The sequence below is a fragment of the Chryseobacterium sp. PET-29 genome, from assembly GCF_025736815.1.
In the GTDB taxonomy this organism is placed as follows: Bacteria; Bacteroidota; Bacteroidia; order Flavobacteriales; family Weeksellaceae; genus Chryseobacterium; species Chryseobacterium nepalense.
Genome location: NZ_CP107053.1, coordinates 1,469,760 through 1,489,328, shown reverse-complemented (window position 1 = coordinate 1,489,328; position 19,569 = coordinate 1,469,760). Strand labels below are relative to the sequence as shown.

Below are 19,569 nucleotides of genomic sequence, written 5' to 3'. Positions count from 1 at the left end.
ATGTACTTACCGTTCCAATACTTGTTCTTATTAATTTTTAAAATTAAATTGCGTTAAACATATATTAAGAGAAATTATTTGATTAAAATAAATTTTACAATTCTTGCTTGATTTGGCTCAAACGAAACAAATCGTCGATAAAAGTGTTTGAAGATAAGCTCGTTAATGGCCTTTGAAGAGATTTTTTTAATTATACTGTACTTAGTAGCAATCACAAAATAATAAAACTGTTAAATAAAATTTTCTAAAACAGAGTGCTACTATAAATTCTTCAGGTAATGCCTGATTGTAAAATACACTTTCATCTAATATCAAGAAAATTATACCCTACTGTTTTACAGTACATTTAAGCAATATTTGAACTCAATTTTAACTACGATAGATCAAATAACAATATTTAATGAATTACTATATTAAACAATTGCTATGAAAGTAAATATTGTCACAATTGAAGACCTAGAAGAATTTAAAGCTGAATTATTTAATGAAATCAAGATTTTGTTTCACATTATAAATAAGGAAGAAAAATTATGGTTACTTTCTGGTGAAATGAAAGAACTTTTTAAAATTTCTACTGTAACATTGCAGAAACTCCGTACCAATGGAAGCTTATCGTACACTCGTGCGGACGGGGACACCATATTACAATTACAAAGACATCGAAGAAATGCTGAAGAAGAAGCAATGATATTTCAAAATACATGCATCAATTATCATCCACTCTTTTAAAATCCATTAAGCACTTGATTGAAAATGCTAAAAATAATATTGTCCGCAATATCAACACTACAATGTTGTTAACCTATTTTGAAATAGGTAGAATAATTGTTGAGGACGAAAAAAATGGCGGAGGTAGAGCGGAATATGCTAAGGAAATACTTAAAAAGCTCAGTAAACAATTAACGAAAGAATTTGGAAGAGGATATTCTATGTCCAATCTAGAATATTTCAGAAAATTTTATTTAACATTTCAAGGCAGAATCCCCCAGTCACTGATTGGGGGTGTACTTAATGAATATATGAATCGTGACATTCAAGTTTGGACCATTAAGGACAATTATCGCTTAGGAAGTGATATTAATTCTAAAGTGTTGGCATTTGTATTTGGTTTATCAGCCGAAATTGAAAGAAAGATTATATCCCAGAGAACTAAAGAAGCATTAACTCGAAAAAGAGCAGAAGGTGTAATTTTAGGCCGTCCCATGGGTAGTAAACCCTCTAAGACAAAATTAACTGGTCAGGAAAAGAAGATTCAAGAATTAATTGAAAAAAAAGTTTCATATTCTGCAATAGGTAGGATTTTAGGTGTGCATAGATTAACCGTTTCTAGTTTTGTAAAAGAAAGAATGAACTAATTACAACTACAAATTAAAATAAAAAAAAAGAAACCAAAGGTAATTCGCTACTAAGTCCAATAGCTAAATTCTGTCAAGGTCAAGCCCTCCGGATTTTCAGAAAAACTTTTTTTACGTATGAAAATCTATAAAAAACTTTTTCCAAAAAACCTTGACAGAATGTCACGCTCATTTTCAAAAGGCTTTCTTTTTTTTCTTTTTTTCGGTTTTTCTTCGTTTTCTTTTAGAAATATTTCAACTGAGAAATTTCAGGCCAAATAGAAGGATTAAACTCTAAAAAACTTGTTCAAATTTTGGCCTTTTTACTTGCAGATTTGAGCAGAAATTTTTAGCTTTACTACGTAAAATTTAAATTAGGATTTTACCACTTTTTTGCAAATGTCCTATTTGAGGCCATTCACAGAGATGCCACAGCGAAAATCTTATCCATAAAGCGATGGGAAAAGGGCACAAAATCCCTCACTCTCCGCCAGGTTAGAAACCAAAATAAGCTAAAACGCTGTAACATCAATGTTTACAGCGTTTTTTGTTTTAGTGCAGGCACAAAAAAACCAAAATAAGCCACGATTTATATGACTTTTGAATGTCCTCTCCGAAATGATAAAAGAGGTTACCGGATTTCCGGAAAACCTATCAATTTAATTGTAGCTAGCCAAAATATGGGAAAAGCTTTGTAAATAAAAGCGCTTGTAAATAAGTATCATTAGTTTTACAATACGAAAACAAATGATTTTTATCTCATGTTTAGATTATAGTCATGAGTCAGTTGGACTAATTGAGTGTGGTTTGTAGGAAAATAATCCGATAAAAGTATAGAAAAGTACAATGTTACTTTAGGATTTTTTTCCATTACTGAGTCAAAGCCAATATTTTTAATAGGTAGATCTTTAAATTGAAGTAATTGTTTATAGACTTCATCTTTAAGTATTGATTGTAAACTATCCAACATCCATTTTAATTTCGGCTTTGATGGAAACGAGAGATAAATCTCACGGATATTCCCTTGATTTTCCTGTATCCAGTTTCCGAACAAGCGATTGTATGCCTTTCCATTTTTCAATACATCACAGAACTCTGTCAATTCAGGATGTATAAAGTTCATATTTTGTTTTGTAGTATCATTTAAGCCAAATCGATAATAACATCTGTCAAAATTTTCTTTGTCTTTCCAGCGATAGGAGTGAATATAAGAATAACCTTCTTCATGGATATATAAGCACTTATAATCATCATCTGACTCAGGGATTCGAATTCCTTGGTACATTGATTTAAGAATGCTTTCTTCCTGAATTTTTACTAAATTTTCTGATGTACCAACAAATCTTAATAAATTACTCAATTCTCGAAAAGTTTCTTTTTGGCGGTCCGGATAAAGGTATATTGTTGGTTTATAACGTGAGATAAACTCATCTCTGCTGAATTGTACTGACCATTCCATCAGTTGTTTTATGTCTTTGCGATGTAAGGTTCTGAGCAGTTTATACGTGTTTTTCATAATTCAACGGAATAAAAGAGACTGCCTGGTAGAGACAGTCTCTGAATGTTTATCTTATGACCAGTGATCCCAATGTGAAACGGCATGCCAGATGCTGGATGCTGCAGAAGCAAAAGCCCCTCCAATGGATTCAAACGCAGATTTTATGGCATCATCTGCATATCCTACCCCCAGCATAATATCACGCACCGCATCTGGGGCCAGTCCAAAAACCGTATTCAGCGCCTGTGCCGTGTCCTGTGCTCCAATGCCAATTTCCTGGAATGCCTCCGCTACTACCTGGCTGGTAGCACCATATCCTTCTTCCATCGCCTGAGCGACCTCTGTCGCAGAATAGGAGAATGCATTGCCTATGTCACTTGCAATAGTAGAGGCACTGTATCCTACAGAATTCATGATATTCGCTGTTTCTGCCGCTGTTTTATTGTAAGCCTGTTTTAATCCCTGGGCAACATCTGAAACACCATTTACTATAGCATTTTTAACATATCCGGCCCATTTTTCGGCATCATTGATGATATCCTGGAAGATTGATGACGCATTTTGGACAATATAGGTTTCAATAGCGCTTAATAATCCCGAAATACTGGAAATATTAAGGTCTGCCTCAAACGGTCCGAAATTCAGATTTAAACCTTCAAAATTAAATCCTCCTGATACCTGAAATGAGATTTCAGAAGCCGAGGTATTCAGAACTACACTTACTGCGCAGCCCGCATCCAAATGAATGGATCCTAAAGAGAAACCTGCAATGGACGGTAATGAAACATCAAAATCCAATCCGTAAGAAAAGACTCCTGAAAAATTATGATAATCAGACAGTTTGCAGGCCATTTTAGTTTCAAGTATCGCGCCGTAATCCATCTCAAAACTTATTCCGTCATTAGCGATGACAGCATCTATTTTATCATTCACCAATCCGAAAAGACTTGCAGCTGCGTCCAGTGTAAAATACGGAGAAGAAGATGTGCTGACACTCATTTCCGGTCCGCCCGCAGATACAACTGTTTTATCTGTTGCATTTTTAATAGTCTGCTGGTCCAGTTTTGTTTTCGGTACTGCATTAATCGGAATCGGATTGCCGTTTTGATCTACTTTAATTGATGCTCCCTTTCCGTCTCCTGTAATGCTCAGGATATTTCCGAAATTCAGCGGTGCCATAGTGATCGTACCATGAACCCCTGTGTTAAGATCAATCTGAAGATATCCGTAAAACTGTAACCCGAACAGATCCATCACTGCATTGAATCCGTATCCCATCGGCGCAAGTGAGCCATCGGGCAGGACAACAGGTTCCATAGGGTTTTCAGCCCATCTGAATGAAAGATCTGTGAAGGAAACCGGAAGATCGATATTGTATGATGTATTGGTGAATAATGTTATAATTTCATTAAAATCCAGTTTAGGTACATAAAATGCGATATACAAAGGATTTGGGATTTCTTCTTCCATTTCGCAAACGACTGCAAAATTATCATCCGTTAAGGGTACCTGCCCCTGGTCTCCGATATGGAATGTACCTTCCAGTCCGATGGCAAAGCCTGGGGGTTCAAAAATTACACCGAGTCCTACGCCGAATGAATCGAAATGTAATCCTTTAATTCCCGGCGGAGTAAGCAAACTTGTGGTATTGCCTCTCAGATTTACCCCGATTTCGGCCTCAATATTATCAATAGTCATGGCAATATCTGCATCAATTTCCGGACTTCCAAACAGATTAAACGGAATGGTTGCCTTAATTTCAAAAACTACAAACTTGAAAAGCGGATTTAGCGACAGCAACATGGTAGGCTTGTCAATATCAAAAGTATTTCCTCCTCCAATCGGAATTTTCACTTCATCCATACTGAATTTCAAACAAGTCATACCGGTTGCCAATCCGTCGTTATAAACAAATTCAACTCCGAAATCAATAGTCGGATTTCCGATAAAAGACTGAATGATTCCCAATACACCGGAATCGAAGGTAACATCCGTAATGTTTAATTCGCCTCCGATAAATATTGCAGTATCTGTTTCGTTGCAGTTAAAGTGAGAGATGGTAACATCCGGAATGGAAGAAGGCCAGCTGAAACCAAAATAATTGACTAATGTACTGAGGCTGTACGCCTGATCCTGAGGTGGTGATTTTTGAGTCTGCGGGGTTCGGGCCAATGCCACCACAGCCAGCATATAAGTGACAAAGGTAACTGTTTTATAATCCGTGGTTGACTGGAAAAACTGGTTTACCTGTGCTGCAGTTGCCTTTCCGTTTTTTATGAGTGCCTGAAACTGCACGACTTCCGGATTATCCGGCTGATCCTGCATTAGTTTAATAAATGCTTCCGTGGTGTTCATCGTATCCACATCGCTTTGCTGTACTTCGAAGGAAGCCGGCTGAGTGCCTAATGTGAAAAAACGGGTAAGGGGATTATTCTGATCATCAAAAACAATAAATGTTGAGATGGGTCCATGAATCGGCGTAAACTCCTGGCTGCCACCTGCCGGTACGGTAACCAGCGGTGTAAGTGTTCCGAAAAAGTTGGCTAGACTTTTATCATCTTCGTTATTTTGAAAAGCATCAAAAATCTGAATACTTGCCGACAGATCATTTTTGATCGTCACAGATGGATATGTAGTGCTCATTGATTTATATTTTAGGATTATAATACTTCTGTTTCTTCAACACCAATCTCCGCTTCGTATTCTTCTATTGAATTTGCTTTTTCCAGATTTTCATACTCCAGATCAATATTTTCCCATGTCGTGGCATCTGCAACTGCAGCATCGACAGCTGTATTGGTATTATTTAACTGAGTCTCCAGATTATTGTAATACGCTGCCTCAATGGTTTTTGATTCGTTCATTAGCTGATTTTTGGCAGCCTGAAATTCTTCCATCGCGGATTTTACTGCGATACCGCTTTCTACAGCAGCATTTGCATTCATATATTTTTCGATAAAATTTGAATAACTTTTGCTGAACTCTTCCGTGGGCACCATTCCTTCATCTGTAATCTGTTCTTTGATCGAATCAATAAGTGCGTCGGCTTCTTCTAAGCTTGAGTTTATATTTTCTTTTGACGGAAGTATTTCATTTTGTTTAATCTGAGCGACCTGTCTTTGTAAAGTTTTCAAAAGATCCTCATTGGTAATCTCATTGAAGGGTTTTCCCACTACTTTTGCAACCTGACCTTTGAGTACGGCAGACAATTCAGCGCCGGAAGCTGCAGACGAGGTCAGGGGAATTCCTTTTTCTCCCAAAATGGCTTCATTAGCAAGCACTCCCAGATGTTTGTTTTGAATTCCTTCCGGAAAATGTGTGTCAGCTGAGTTTGAGACACTGTTTCCGAAATGGGGTACGGTGTCACCCGGAGACATATCCACAACATTATATCCCGGTTGCGGAGTTTGAGAAAGCGGGACACCTCTTAAGAGTACTTCTCCTGTAGCTTCATCAATTGAAAAATCTGAATCCGGATATTCCTGTTCTTCTTCAATAAAGTCAATATCTGAAAAACCTACAGCACGGTCGTTATCGTAAATTATCATCGTTTCACCGTTACTTTCGGTTCTGCCAAGCTCTAATCGAATTCTTACAAATTTATGTGATACCGTATCATATTGGTAATAAGAAGAATATTTTGTACTTCCGGGTGCAAAGGTACCCTTGGAAGGATCTGTATTCCATGATATAATCATTTTTTTATTTTTTAAATTAATTATTATTGTATTAGGAACCTGTTTTACGAGATATGGATATATTCTTATATTTTCTTACAGGTTCCTGATTTTACAGTTCGGCCATTTCTTCTGCTTCAGGCCATTCCGAATCCTCATCTGCATCGTAGCCCGAATCATTCTCCTCATCGTTCATATCATTTTCATAATCTTCCTGTGCCGTGTCAAGTGCATCTGAAGCTTCTGCAGCATCATTTACCGCATCAGCCGAATCCTGTAAAGATTGTGTTTCCCACTCCTGCATGCTGCTTTCACTTTGAGAAATCGTCTCTTCCATATTGCTGGCGGCTGATGAGAGTTCCTTGCTGGCATCGGAAAAATTTCCTTCCTCAATCTGGGCGCTGGCATCTTTAAAAGAGTTTTGTAAATCTGAAACTGCAGATTCATATTCCTCTGTAGGGGTAAATCCGTTTTCTACCTGCTCAGTTATTTCATTATTGATATCGGACATCGTATCTTCCATGGTTTGTGTCATGACGTCTTTCTGCATAGATTCTGAAATATCAGAATAAGAATCTGCTACGGAAGAGGCATCAGAATTAAATGTTTCTTCTTGTTGGCTGACTTCATTAACAATGTTCTCATCCGGAGTATTTTCAATTTCATTTTCTTCATTTTCATATTCATTTTCTGAGGTTGCTTTTTCTTTTGCCGATGCTAATTTTTCCTTAGCACTATCAAACATTTTTTTAGCAAATTCTCCCAGCATCAACAGTCCTACCAAAAGCCCGACGCCCTGACAGATTTTTCCGAAAGTTGAATCAAATGAACTTTGTTTGTTTTTATCTGCCGGTTTGCCCGGAATCTGCCGGGCTGTCTGCGAAGAAACAACCGTTTTATTGGCGATGGTTCCCGTTAATGTAGGACCCGCCAGGTAAGTGGAAACGGGCTGACCATTTTGCATGGAGGTCTGAATGACATTCATCCAGACGGGCGTCAGGTTTACTGAAACATCATTTCCGGGATTACTGTCGCCTATGGTACCGTCTCCGTTCATAATGAGGGAAGTAGGTTGTGAATTTTCTGCATACACAGGATTTCCACTGGCATCCTGGGTGCACAATTTCAAAGTAGCCGAATTTTCAGAGGCTGTTGAAAGAATGTTGATTGTTCCCACCAAAACCGGGATATATCCGGTCGGTGCCGGATTCGGAGCCTGTTCATACATATAGAAAGGTCCCTGCCAGCCTGAGGTAAACATCTGTAACCAGCTCATTACTGCGTTCCATGAACTTAAAGTACACGCTTTAAAGTTTTGTGTGGAAGCAAAAAAGCTGTTTACCGAAGCTGTACTTCCGCCCTTCAAAGCGGCATATAAATTCTTTGTCAGCGCCGAATTCGGGTTGGCCATCGCATAGCGGTGAAAAAGGAAAGACTGGATCATGGCATTCTGATCGTCAGCCGTAATGGTAAAAACCAAAGGCGGCGGATTATCGAATGAAAACTGAACGGCTGCCATTACTTTAACCGGAAACTGGTAGAAATACAGACTGCTCAGCTGATCAATGGTTCCCGTGTACATTGCCTGTAATTGTGATGCTGCACGGATAGTCTGGATCGTACTGGTGCTTCCTGCGGGAATAGTGCCTAATTTCGTATAGGTATAAGGAACTGTTTGTCCGGTTGTACCCGGATTGAAAACATCATAAATATCAACCGGAATGGTTGAATTGTTTGTAATTTGAACGGTTGGGTTATTAGTGCTCATGATTAAAATGATTTGGATTAAATATTATTATGGATTAAAATTACGGGAACAGGATATTTTATTTTTCAGTAGTATTACCTCATTTATAAAGTAGTATTTATACTGATTTACAATCCAGTAAGTATTTATTCACTATCATGAAGTTATCAACTACTATACAAATTGATTAATTTCTCATAGCACCTTAACAATATGTTCCAATCTGACAAAAAATCTTATCAGAGATATCACAATTAAAATAATTGCTTTAATAGCTGAGGATACATATTATATGGTCCTGGATTTCCTCTTAGTAACTACTCATTATCCGATAGGAACAGTTAAAGACTATTTTTATGAGCAGTCAAAATCGGGGAATCAATACTCCTGAGTTTTCAGAGTGTCTGGGAACGATGCTTTTGCGGGGAAAAAAATTAGAATTTAATGTGAAACAATCAGATCAAAATCATTTCAGTATACCGGATCACCTATTTTGAATTTGGTTATATGGAGATTGCGGAATGAAGAATCTTGGGCCTTAAAAAGGCCCTTATTTTATCGGATGGCACTAATTATCTTCAGGAAATAGCGATGCGTAGTGATTATGAACGGCATCTGTAAAAAGGTGCTCTTTCTTCCGGTTGATAGGTCAGTTTATCATAATAAATCTTTCTGGAAAATGACATACCGTGGAATAATCTAATGTTTACTTATTATAAAGCCTAAGAATTTCTACCAATTCGGGTACGGATCGGATTTTCAGCTTCTCAAACAGCCTGTTTTTGTAAGTGCTGACCGTTGAAGAATGGATATTCAGCTGATTAGAAATTTCTTTGAGAGGAAGACCTTCTGCAAGCTTATTGGCAATTTGCAGTTCGCGGTCTGATAACGCTTCAAAAGGAGAATCTTTTGTGGCGCCGGTTAGTGATTCTAAAAACATTGCTTCTTTTACATTATCACTGAAATATCTGCCCTTATCAAGCATTGCCGTCACAGCATCCTTAACTACTTCAGGGGAGCTTTGCTTACTCAGGTAGCCACCGGCACCCATCTTTAGGTAACGCATTGCATACAGCTCTTCATCTTGAGAAGAAAATATTAAAATTTTTAATTCAGGTTTATGAATTTTTATGTAATGTATTGCTTCCTGGACAGTGCCATTAGGCATATTAACGTCCATAATGGCCAAATCAAATTCTTCTTTAAGAATTATCTTATACAGCGATTTATAATCCTCTACTTCTGAAATCAGGGCATCGGGCTTGAGTCGTTTGACTGTTTGTACCAGACCCATCCGGACAATACCATGATCATCTGCTACAACAATACGAACATTTAATTTTGAATCCTTCATGCCGTAAATTTAGATAAAAAAAGGGAAACAGTTCTATTACTTTCAGATGAAATGATACCATGTTTCTGCGCATTAAGGATATAAAATTTTTACAATTTTCAAACTTAATTCACTCGAAAAGTCGGATTTAGTTTTACAAATTTACTTCTAAAGACAGAACGGCTAACAAATCGTCGGATATTTCAAACAGCGCATCATAATTATCAGCTGTTGTTTTTTTGCTTGAATCACGATATTAGTAACGAACTCTTTCTCTGATTTTTAGGAGTATTGTTAAATTGCCGTAAAGCTATAATAAACATTGATGGAGTAGGTGGTATTTTCCTTTCCTACCAAACTTTGAGCACCTGAAGGGAGTATGGTGTATGTTACGTTCAGTTCCCGGTCCAAAACCGGTGTTCCGTTAAAAAGTATTTTTTGGGGAGTTTTCGATAAGGCCGCATTTACAGAACTTCCATCTATCCCAATTTGTAATATGTTGGAATTGATGTCGGTCTGGAGACCGCCTTTCTTAAAATAATTTTCATCCGATTTTACATACAGTTCAAAACTTTCATTATTGGACAATATAATCTGGCTTGGAATCGTCTGTGACTGACCATTCGTGTAATGGGCAGCTGTATTAAAATTGAAGTTTACATTACGCCCGGAAGTGGGGATGGTGATCTCTGAGCGGGGAAGCACCTTTAACTGAACAGCGGTATTTTGCAAACTGTTAATCGAATTATCGGTACTTGCAGCATTGAAGTTCAACTCAAAAGTATAAGTTCCGGCTTCAAAAAAAAAGTTCCTAAAATCTTCAGCAGATACATAAAGCTCTGGCGTGAAGCTGTTTCTGTTTCCTGCTACAACACTGAAATTAGCAGCGGAAAAATTCTGAAAATTGGCAGATAAGGCTTTGGTTGTGAGTGCAGATCCATTACTGCCCAATTTAATGCTTGCTATACTTCTTGTTCCCGGAACTCCTTTAGAAGATGTGAACTGAATATTTGTGGCGGCAGTTTTCGCCCATAAATTAAAATCAACCGTATGCGCGATTTCCGCATTATCCAAACTGAACACCCGCGTGCCCGTAATCCGGTAATCATTCAAAGAAGATATTTCTATATATTTTGTTAAAGATGTTGTGAGCCACCTGACGGATGCAGGAATGACTAAAATCGTTTTAAAATTACGAGGCGTGAAATCATTGTAATTCTGAAGGATATCCATGGAGTAATTCCCAGCCCGGTAGGCATTGGCAGCAAACTGTGCGCCAGGGATTTTAAACGTAAAATTGATGTTTCCCTTGTTGAACCCTCCTCCAAAAATAATGGATCCGGGCGGTTCAAACCATCTTACGGCGCTTGTACTGAACGACTGAAAACCGGGCAAGGAACCCGAAAATCCGGTAGATGGCAGCTGTCCGCCCATGCTTTCCAACTGCCACAGAAGCGTAGAGCTGGGTAAAGTAAATGAAGAAGATGAGTGAGTAAAAGCAGGTCCGGACACGGAAGTAAAAGTAGGAGCTATTGGTGCAAGTCCAAAAAAGACATAATCCCAGTTTGTTCTGTTGGCGTTTACCATTACCCTTGTAGGTAAGGAAGTGAATTCACTTCTGTTAAAAATATTATTTTCCGGAATCGACAGGTACACATCCTGTGCTTTGGCTACTGTTAATCCGCATAACACTGTAAAAATTCCTATTAAAAAAGTCCTCATCTTTTTCATACCTTTAAATTTAAAACTTTTTCACCTTAATGGTGGTGTCTTTCTTCTTATATTCAAAAACCACAGCTTTTGAATAACCTTCTTTTGTCACCTGAATGGTTTGGGTGGGTTGTGTATAGCTGTATTTGTCATTTTCAATGTAGAGGTCATATTTCCCGTCTTTAAGGAAAAACTCAAACTCATTTTTTTGATTAACTACGGCGGTATAAATCATACCATTTTCACTTTTTGCATACACCACAATTCCGGTTACATCGGTTTCCAAATTATCATAAGCTTGTTTGATTTCTGTTAATTTCCCACTTACCCTGATGTTTTTCACCAAGCCTACTTTGCGGTTGATATTGCAATTTACCATAATCATAGGATCCATCATCAACCGGGCACCTGCACTTTCGTTCACCTTCAGGGTATACATACCTTCAGGCACATTCTGGAAAACTACTTTTCCGTTCTTATCGGTCATTGCAACAAAATTGTCCAGTTTCACTATTTCATTGGCTAGGATCTGTTCACCTGCCTCCAGAAGTCCATTGGAATTTTTATCTTCAAATAACTGGAACGTCACTTTATGGTTTCCAAGGGCCGTAGCTGCAGCAAAATATTTTTTAATCCCTACTCTGAACTGGTAATAACTGCCGCTGCTTGCATAAGAAGCCGTAGATTTATAACCGGAAAAATTAAAATAACCTGTGGTAGACCAGGAAGGAGAAATCTTATATTCCAGATTACCGGTTATATTGTTGTTTAGATTTTTATAAAGTTCCGAATAAGAAGTTCCGGCTGAAAAAGATCCAATCAGATTATTATTAAGCATCTGGAAATTATACGAGGCATATACATTGTAGTTGGCGAAATTACGGTCTGCACCGTCAAAAGAATTTAAATCAAAAACATTGGTTGCATTCCATTGGGCTGTTCCGCTGAGGGAGAAGGATTTATATCTGTAAGACAAAGTTGTTTTCAGACTGTTGAACCAATCGGCCCTATTGTTTTCTTTTGAATAAGAATATTCCGCCGTCCAGTTTAATCCGTGGGCACCCAATGTAGTGCTGATATTGGCCTCTAGCCGGTAAGAAAAAAGTTCCCGTGATGTATAAAAATTGGCTGTTTTTTGTCTCTCCACCTTTGGAGACAGTAGAAAATTCCAATGTTTTACAGAAAACTGATATCCTGATCCCAAAGATTCCGTACTATTAAAATAATAACGCAAGTTGGCGGTATTCCCAAGTTGGATAGGTGCACTCTGGAAACTAAGGAACTCGGGGTCTATCTGCGAATTCTGATATTGTATAAAAGCGCGCTGAAAAGCAGAAAATTGGTGGCCAATACGCTGATTTGAGAAAAAAGATCCCCGTTTGATTCCTGCATAACTTTTGGTGGCAAAGGAATTAACAGACTGTAGGTCCCATGTTCCTATTTTTCCCTCATAATTGGCTCCTACTGAAGCTCCTGCATTTTCATCTTTATTTAAAAGGCCTTTTTCGTGGCTCAGGCCAGCTTCTGTGCGGATGGTGTGTTTATCATTAATTATAAATGATGTTACCGCGTTTGCCACCTGGGTATCGATATTAAAGCGAGGATCATGGTCGAATATATAAGATACTTTTCCATTAAAGGTTTTAGTATTCCCAAAGTTATATTTGGCACCCGCCATGGTAGATCCTTCTGTTTGCTGAAAATAAGTACCATACAGGTTATAATTATTTTCCAGCGCAAGAATTTCAATCTGGTTATTTTTACCAAATTTAGTAGAAAGTTTCCCGCCTCTCCCGAAAACCGGGTAGTCGTAATCTGTACTATTAACATTCCCCACCCGTAATGCCGTATTTTTTCTCTCCAGTTCCAGCCATGTATCATACAGGTTATAACGGCTGTCTTCAACATAGTAATCTGCGCCGATATTGAACCGCGATTTCAGATTTTCGGTCACCCGAAACGCTGTGTTTCCTCTCAGTTGAAGAAAATTAAAACCAGAACTGTTTTCGTTATAGCTAATTTCTGCAAAATTACTTCCGTTTGCTGCTTCATTTCCCCGGGCAATTTGTCTGTTGTTTGATAAGATGACTAAGTGGAGCGTGTTGCTTCCCACGATTTCATTAGTAAGCAGGTTTGTAACGATTGCATTAATACTAAATTCTGGAAAAAGCGTATTCTGTTTTCGGACCGCAATTTTGATCTCAACCGTTTGTTTTTCTAAACCTTCCAGTGATAAGGTTTGCTGTTTAGGCATCATTTCCAAACCATCAGGAATGGATTGCAAATCAATCTTAACGGTTTGTTTACTGTAGCCTTGGTTTTCTACAGTCAGCAGAATTGAAGAGTCGGGCGCAGCAGGATTAATGAAATTTTCGTATGCTGCCGTATAAATTGCGATGTTTTTATTCTCGTCTTTTTTAACGAAGAACGAGGCGCTTTCAGTTTTGGTAACTGTTGGGCTTGTATACGAAACCTGGAATTGGATTTTATTGGATCTCAGCTTCATAAAATCCACGTTGGCGATCAGTTTCACAGGAAAATTCTTAGACTGACCCGCTCCTAAAGTAAAGTCATTTTTTGGATAAAAAAGCAATCCCGGATATTTTTCATCAGGTATGATATTCTGAATGGTAATCTCTTCAGAACTTTTATTATCAATGACCAAAAAATTAGTAAAAGTAGAGCCTTTTTCAACAGCCATGCTGTCGTTTTCAAAATGGATTTGGATATCCTTCTTTTCCTGTGCAAAGGCCAGCGAAAAGTGCAGAAGAACAAATACAAAAACTAAGATTGTTCTTTTTATGATTGACATCGATATTCCATTTTGGGAGTTCAAGACTTAATTTTAAAATTTAAAGTTTTTTTCGCCTACGCGTAAATCATTGGATCCTGCCATTTTGATAATAGCCACGCCAAGGAAATTCCCTGAAATGTTTTCCGGTAAAGAAAATTGAACGGTCTGATTGGTATCGGGAAGCATGGAGATGGAGATTGCGGGTAATTTTATTTCCTTACCATTGTCTGTATTGGTCAGTTCAAACTCTACGGTAGCATCATTGATGGTATTTCCATCATTATGAATACTTACTGCTACTTTCCTGTTTGCTGCATTCTCTTTGCTTACCTCTGAAATATTGGTTATATCCAAACTTTTTACATTGTTTCCCATTGGAGTATAAAATATGTGAAGTCCCACCTCAAACAATGTGATAACACCAATCCCGTTTTGAGCACGTGCCTGATCTGCCTGTTGAGGAAGTTGGGTGAAAAATAACATACTGTTTGTAACGGCAGACTTTGATGCGTTTGCCGGAATCTGCATGGTTACAACGATCTCTTTTGTACTTCTTGCAGGAACTGTGACAGTATTTTCTAAAGTGGATACCCAAGAGGCATTGGAAGTTTTTGAACTGCCTGCATCAAGATAAACCTTATTTCCATCTTCTTCTCTAACCCAATCTTTATAGTTGAGATTAAAAACATAATCCTTATCCGAACTGTTTTGAAGCGTGACTGTCTGTGCCACTTTTTCTCCTGGATTACCGGTGAAAAATAATCGGGTAGGGGACATAGAGATACTTTGTGCCAGAAGTAAAGAGGACCCTGTGAAGATAAAAATGAAAAGGTAAATAAACTTGTGCATGGTGTAAATTGTTTAAAAATAAAAGATTCCCAAAACTACTGAAAACTTATCTTAGGAACCTTTAGAAACTGAAAAATTTTATAAAGCAGTCGCAGTATACGTTACTGTTTGCGTATAAGTTCCGGCCGGTTTACCTAAAATATCAGAAGAAGATGATTTCGCGGCAGGAATGGTGTAATCCAGATTCAGTGTCAATGCGCTTCCAAGCGGAGCATTTGCCACTAAAGTTTGATCAGCTGCAGATAAAACAACAGCGTTTTTTGTACCGCCCATGGTTCCGGAAGCTGCTGCAGCTTTAATAGTCAGAACATTTACAGGGATTACGTTGGTTCCATTCATGAAATTAGCGCCTCCTGCTTTTACTTTTACATTAAAATTCTTAGTTGAAGTTACTTTTAAAGAGTTGGCTTTAGTAATCGTCTGATCAGAATTATAATCTGCTGCAGTAGCATAGTTAAAGTCAACCGTATTCCCGATTGCAGTACTTCCCGCATCAATAGAGATCACATCGTTCAGGGTAATGTTTACCGTTGTAGTTGCGGTAGTGTTTTGAGCCTGAATAGTGTTTGTTCCTAATACGAATGCTCCGATGGTTAATGCTGCGATTGCAATTTGCTTTTTCATAATGATATTATTTTTATTTTTTATTCTTGTTTAATTGTTCTCTTTTGAACAATACAAATGTACAGCGGCAAAAAAAGTTTCTCTGTAGTGGAACATAGAAGTTCGTGTAGTGAAATCGCCACACGTATTTATTTCATTGCTTTAAAAAGAAAAAGCCCCAACACTAAAAGTGTTGAAGGCTTATATAAAATTCCCTTTTGTTTTTTATTATAAAGCTGTCGCGGTATACGTTACTGTTTGCGTATAAGTTCCGGCCGGTTTCCCTAAAATATCAGAAGAAGATGATTTCGCGGCAGGAATAGTGTAATCCAGATTCAGTGTCAATGCGCTTCCAAGCGGAGCATTTGCCACTAAAGTTTGATCAGCTGCAGATAAAACAACAGTGCTTTTTGTACCGCCCATGGTTCCGGAAGCTGCAGAAGCTTTGATGGTTAGAACATCTACGGGGATCAAGTTGGTTCCATTTATAAAATTAGCACCTCCTGCTTTTACTTTTACATTAAAATTCTTAGTTGAAGTAACTTTTAAAGCATTAGCTTGAGCTACCGTTTTTTCTGAGTTATAATCCGCTGCAGTAGCATAATTAAAGGCCACTGCGCCACTAATTGCAGTACTTCCCGCATCAATAGAGATCACATCGTTCAGGGTAATGTTTACCGTTGTGGTTGCGGTAGTGTTTTGAGCCTGAATAGTGTTTGTTCCTAATACGAATGCTCCGATAGTTAATGCTGCGATTGCAATTTGCTTTTTCATAATGATATTATTTTATTTTTTATTCTTGTTTAATTGTTCTCTTTTGAACATTACAAATGTACATCGGCAAAAAAAGTTTCTCTGTAGTGGAACATGGAAGTTCGTGTAGTGAAATCGCCACACGTATTTTAGTTCATTGTTTAAAAAGAAAAGCCCTCAACATTTTGTGTTGAGGGCTTATATAAAATTTTCTTTTATTTTTATTATAAAGCTGTTGCGGCATACGTTACTGTTTGCGAATAATTTTCTTCAGGTTTCACAAAAAATATCTATAGGTTGGTAATTTGTTATCATCGTTTTTAAGACAGGTTTATATTGTAAAATTACTCTTTGCAAAAGAGTATTTATGATTCTATAATTCGAATTATTCCCTGTTAAATTATAAAAATTATCTTGTAACTCATGTAAGTATGTACTAATAGTCCAAGTATTTTTTTGGTACACCTTATTGCCCTATTAGTATTTCTGCCTGGCTAACCTTTAAAATATCAATCATCATTATAAATGATAATTCTTCCTGAAAAACATTGCTCTTTGTCGGTTAATATATATAAAATCAAAGGCCTCCCGTAGGAAGCCTCTGAAACACCAAATCACAAAATATTAATATGAAAAAAAGTTTCTTTAGAATTAGCAATTTATAAAGCAGTCGCAGTATACGTTACTGTTTGCGTATAAGTTCCGGCCGGTTTACCTAAAATATCAGAAGAAGATGATTTCGCGGCAGGAATGGTGTAATCCAGATTCAGTGTCAAGGCGCTTCCAAGCGGAGCATTTGCCACTAAAGTTTGATCAGCTACAGATAAAACAACAGCGTTTTTTGTACCGCCCATGGTTCCGGAAGCTGCAGCAGCTTTAATAGTCAGAACATTTACAGGGATTACGTTGGTTCCATTCATGAAATTAGCGCCTCCTGCTTTTACTTTTACATTAAAATTCTTAGTTGAAGTTACTTTTAAAGAGTTGGCTTTAGTAATCGTCTGATCAGAATTATAATCTGCTGCAGTAGCATAGTTAAAGTCAACCGTATTCCCGATTGCAGTACTTCCCGCATCAATGGAGATCACATCGTTCAGGGTAATGTTTACCGTTGTGGTTGCGGTAGTGTTTTGAGCCTGAATAGTGTTTGTTCCTAATACGAATGCTCCGATGGTTAATGCTGCGATTGCAATTTGCTTTTTCATAATGATATTATTTTATTTTTTATTCTTATTTAATTGTTCTCTTTTGAACATTACAAATGTACATCGGCAAAAAAAGTTTCTCTGTAGTGGAACATGGAAGTTCGTGTAGTGAAATCGCCACACGTATTTTAGTTCATTATTTAAAAAGAAAAGCCCTCAACACAAAATGTTGAGGGCTTATATAAATTATTGTTTGTTTTAATTACAATGCAGTGGCAGTATAAATTATTTTTTGCATGTAAGTTCCTTTAGGCTTTCCCAGAAGTACCTTTGATGCTTTTTCTGCCGAAATAGAATAGGCAATATTTAAAGATTGTTTTGCCCCTAAACTTGCGTTACTTACCAGAACCTGATCGTTTGTGGATAAGGTAACCTCATTCAGGGTTCCTGTTAAACTTCCGCCCGCTATTGCTTTTACCTGTAATACGTCTACCGGAATTACATTTGCGCCACTTACAAAGTTTGCGCCCTCAGATTTTACTTTTACATCGAAATTCTTGGAAGAAATAATGACTAAGCTATTCGGCACCGTCACATTTTTGGAAGAATTATAATCTGTTGTATTCACATAATTAAAATCCACAGTGCCTCCTGAAGCAACACTTCCTACGTCCATTGAAATAACATCGGCTAAATTAATGTTGACGGAGGTATTAACCTGATTAGAATTTTGTGCCAGAACTTGGTTGCTTCCTAAAACGATTGCTCCCCAAGACAACGCAGCGATAACAAATTGTTTTTTCATGATAGAATAAATTTAATGGAACTCTAATAAAATGATGCCATTCAATATAATTATACTGACAAATGTCATTAAAATCAAATCTAATAACATTATTTGACATGACCAAACCATTATTGTTATTTTTAACTGATTGTAATTCTGTTCGTTAAGCATATTTTCTTTTGAATCGGGATATTATCACTATCATATTTCACTTTCAAATGATAAATAAATGTAGATTTTTTTACAAAACACAGGATAATGATGAAACTTGTTGATACATTTATATACCATACTGTGGTACAGCCACAGAAATACTATTTTATATTCCGGCTGCTTTAGACTGAAGAGTTGTATTTGGTTAAGTGTTACCAGGATTTTGTTAATTCTAATCGTATTTATCATTGCAATTTTGTACTTATAAAATATGACAATGAAAATAGTATTAACAGGTTCTCTAGGGAACATAGGAAATCCGCTTACCCAATTATTGGTTGGGGCAGGACATCAGGTTACGGTGATCAGCCGCAGAAAGGAAAGAATACCTGAAATAGAAAATTTAGGTGCTGTAGCAGCCATAGGAAGCATACAGGATGTGGAATTTTTAACAGAAACTTTTAAAAATGCTGATGCGGTCTACTTAATGGAAGCATGGGAAGGTATGGGAAGTCTTTTTGATCAGGAAATCGATTTTCTGGCTGAATTTAAAAAAACAGCTCGGAACTATGTAAAAGCCGTTCAACAGTCAGGAATCAGGAAAATCATTCATTTAAGCAGTATCGGGGCACATTCGGATCAAGGCACCGGAAGTCTTTTGGTTCACTATCATGTTGAGCAGATTTTACAGACTCTTCCTGAAGAGGTTTCCATAAAATTTATGCGTCCCGTGGGATTTTTCAGCAATATCTACCGCTGGCTTCCGGCAATACAATCTCAGGGTAAAATTATTCAAAGCTATGGAGGATCGCGCAAAGAACCCTGGGTTTCACCTTATGATATTGCTGCGACCATTGCAGACGAGATGGAAGAACCGTTCAGCGGCAGAACAGTACATTATATCGCCAGTGATGAGGTTTCTCCTGATGAAATTACCGTGGCATTAGGACAATCGATTGGGAATCCGGATTTGGAATGGAAGGTAGTTTCAAGTGAAGAATTATTGCATCAAATGCTGTCTGCGGGCATTAATGAATGGATTGCCAAAGGAATGGTTGCCATGCAAAGAGCACAGGCAGACGGTAGCCTGTATGAGGATTTTTATGCCAATAAACCCACCTTCGGAAAAGTGAAGTTTGAAGATTTTACAAAAGAATTTGCTCAGAAATATAAAATATAAATATAA

General features: G+C 37.4%; 15 protein-coding genes. 3 read left to right on the top strand and 12 right to left on the bottom strand.

Going from position 1 to position 19,569, the window contains the following annotated elements; translation table 11 throughout:
- Window positions 1–426: 426 nt before the first annotated feature.
- Window positions 427–729 (top strand): hypothetical protein, encoded by a 303-nt coding sequence (locus tag ODE14_RS06415; protein ID WP_241613612.1) that lies wholly within the window; start codon window positions 427–429, stop codon window positions 727–729.
- Complete coding sequence (locus ODE14_RS06410; RefSeq protein ID WP_263603417.1) at window positions 702–1,355, top strand: DUF1016 N-terminal domain-containing protein; 654 nt, start codon at window positions 702–704, stop codon at window positions 1,353–1,355. Before ODE14_RS06415 ends, ODE14_RS06410 begins: the two co-directional genes overlap by 28 nt.
- 733 nt (window positions 1,356–2,088) lie before the next feature.
- Here the strand turns inward: ODE14_RS06410 and ODE14_RS06405 are convergent.
- The 12 genes from ODE14_RS06405 to ODE14_RS06350 form a co-directional block, all read right to left on the bottom strand.
- Entirely contained in the window at window positions 2,089–2,850 is a 762-nt protein-coding gene (locus tag ODE14_RS06405; protein ID WP_263603416.1) for a hypothetical protein, read from the bottom strand.
- A 54-nt stretch (window positions 2,851–2,904) separates the two neighbouring features.
- Window positions 2,905–5,475, bottom strand: coding sequence for a phage tail tape measure protein (locus ODE14_RS06400; protein ID WP_263603415.1), 2,571 nt, complete (start codon window positions 5,473–5,475; stop codon window positions 2,905–2,907).
- Window positions 5,476–5,492: 17 nt separating this feature from the next.
- Window positions 5,493–6,530, bottom strand: a complete 1,038-nt coding sequence (locus ODE14_RS06395) for a hypothetical protein (protein WP_263603414.1) — start codon at window positions 6,528–6,530, stop codon at window positions 5,493–5,495.
- 91 nt (window positions 6,531–6,621) lie between these two features.
- Window positions 6,622–8,277: a hypothetical protein gene (locus tag ODE14_RS06390; RefSeq protein WP_263603413.1), complete on the bottom strand. Its 1,656-nt coding sequence runs from the start codon at window positions 8,275–8,277 to the stop codon at window positions 6,622–6,624.
- 685 nt (window positions 8,278–8,962) lie between these two features.
- Window positions 8,963–9,610 (bottom strand): response regulator transcription factor, encoded by a 648-nt coding sequence (locus tag ODE14_RS06385; RefSeq protein WP_248392658.1) that lies wholly within the window; start codon window positions 9,608–9,610, stop codon window positions 8,963–8,965.
- Window positions 9,611–9,883: 273 nt separating this feature from the next.
- Entirely contained in the window at window positions 9,884–11,320 is a 1,437-nt protein-coding gene (locus ODE14_RS06380; RefSeq protein ID WP_263603412.1) for a hypothetical protein, read from the bottom strand.
- Window positions 11,321–11,330: 10 nt separating this feature from the next.
- Window positions 11,331–14,111 carry a hypothetical protein gene (locus ODE14_RS06375; RefSeq protein ID WP_263603411.1) on the bottom strand — a complete coding sequence of 927 codons (2,781 nt, stop codon included), beginning with the start codon at window positions 14,109–14,111 and terminating at the stop codon, window positions 11,331–11,333.
- Between the two features lie 33 nt (window positions 14,112–14,144).
- A complete protein-coding gene (locus tag ODE14_RS06370) occupies window positions 14,145–14,942 on the bottom strand; it encodes an Fn3-like domain-containing protein (RefSeq protein ID WP_263603410.1) in 798 nt (265 codons plus the stop codon).
- A gap of 78 nt (window positions 14,943–15,020) precedes the next feature.
- Window positions 15,021–15,566 carry a peptidoglycan-binding protein LysM gene (locus tag ODE14_RS06365; protein WP_248392674.1) on the bottom strand — a complete coding sequence of 182 codons (546 nt, stop codon included), beginning with the start codon at window positions 15,564–15,566 and terminating at the stop codon, window positions 15,021–15,023.
- 207 nt (window positions 15,567–15,773) lie between these two features.
- Window positions 15,774–16,319, bottom strand: a complete 546-nt coding sequence (locus ODE14_RS06360) for a peptidoglycan-binding protein LysM (protein ID WP_248392676.1) — start codon at window positions 16,317–16,319, stop codon at window positions 15,774–15,776.
- 638 nt (window positions 16,320–16,957) lie between these two features.
- Complete coding sequence (locus ODE14_RS06355) at window positions 16,958–17,503, bottom strand: peptidoglycan-binding protein LysM (RefSeq protein WP_248392682.1); 546 nt, start codon at window positions 17,501–17,503, stop codon at window positions 16,958–16,960.
- A 202-nt stretch (window positions 17,504–17,705) separates the two neighbouring features.
- Window positions 17,706–18,248, bottom strand: coding sequence for a peptidoglycan-binding protein LysM (locus tag ODE14_RS06350; protein WP_263603409.1), 543 nt, complete (start codon window positions 18,246–18,248; stop codon window positions 17,706–17,708).
- A 412-nt stretch (window positions 18,249–18,660) separates the two neighbouring features.
- Between ODE14_RS06350 and ODE14_RS06345 the strand changes: the two genes are divergently transcribed.
- Window positions 18,661–19,563, top strand: a complete 903-nt coding sequence (locus tag ODE14_RS06345; protein WP_263603408.1) for an NAD(P)H-binding protein — start codon at window positions 18,661–18,663, stop codon at window positions 19,561–19,563.
- The last annotated feature ends 6 nt before the right edge of the window (window positions 19,564–19,569 follow it).

What these genes read in the sequence shown, in the direction of transcription:
- ODE14_RS06410 (WP_263603417.1), top strand. Translation starts at nt 702, where the DNA reads ATGCATCAATTATCATCCACTCTTTTAAAATCCATTAAGCACTTGATT.
- ODE14_RS06365 (WP_248392674.1), bottom strand. Translation starts at nt 15,566, where the DNA reads ATGAAAAAGCAAATTGCAATCGCAGCATTAACCATCGGAGCATTCGTA.
- ODE14_RS06385 (WP_248392658.1), bottom strand. Translation starts at nt 9,610, where the DNA reads ATGAAGGATTCAAAATTAAATGTTCGTATTGTTGTAGCAGATGATCAT.
- ODE14_RS06350 (WP_263603409.1), bottom strand. Translation starts at nt 18,248, where the DNA reads ATGAAAAAACAATTTGTTATCGCTGCGTTGTCTTGGGGAGCAATCGTT.
- ODE14_RS06415 (WP_241613612.1), top strand. Translation starts at nt 427, where the DNA reads ATGAAAGTAAATATTGTCACAATTGAAGACCTAGAAGAATTTAAAGCT.
- ODE14_RS06370 (WP_263603410.1), bottom strand. Translation starts at nt 14,942, where the DNA reads ATGCACAAGTTTATTTACCTTTTCATTTTTATCTTCACAGGGTCCTCT.
- ODE14_RS06380 (WP_263603412.1), bottom strand. Translation starts at nt 11,320, where the DNA reads ATGAAAAAGATGAGGACTTTTTTAATAGGAATTTTTACAGTGTTATGC.
- ODE14_RS06360 (WP_248392676.1), bottom strand. Translation starts at nt 16,319, where the DNA reads ATGAAAAAGCAAATTGCAATCGCAGCATTAACTATCGGAGCATTCGTA.
- ODE14_RS06355 (WP_248392682.1), bottom strand. Translation starts at nt 17,503, where the DNA reads ATGAAAAAGCAAATTGCAATCGCAGCATTAACCATCGGAGCATTCGTA.
- ODE14_RS06390 (WP_263603413.1), bottom strand. Translation starts at nt 8,277, where the DNA reads ATGAGCACTAATAACCCAACCGTTCAAATTACAAACAATTCAACCATT.
- ODE14_RS06375 (WP_263603411.1), bottom strand. Translation starts at nt 14,111, where the DNA reads ATGTCAATCATAAAAAGAACAATCTTAGTTTTTGTATTTGTTCTTCTG.
- ODE14_RS06400 (WP_263603415.1), bottom strand. Translation starts at nt 5,475, where the DNA reads ATGAGCACTACATATCCATCTGTGACGATCAAAAATGATCTGTCGGCA.
- ODE14_RS06395 (WP_263603414.1), bottom strand. Translation starts at nt 6,530, where the DNA reads ATGATTATATCATGGAATACAGATCCTTCCAAGGGTACCTTTGCACCC.
- ODE14_RS06405 (WP_263603416.1), bottom strand. Translation starts at nt 2,850, where the DNA reads ATGAAAAACACGTATAAACTGCTCAGAACCTTACATCGCAAAGACATA.
- ODE14_RS06345 (WP_263603408.1), top strand. Translation starts at nt 18,661, where the DNA reads ATGAAAATAGTATTAACAGGTTCTCTAGGGAACATAGGAAATCCGCTT.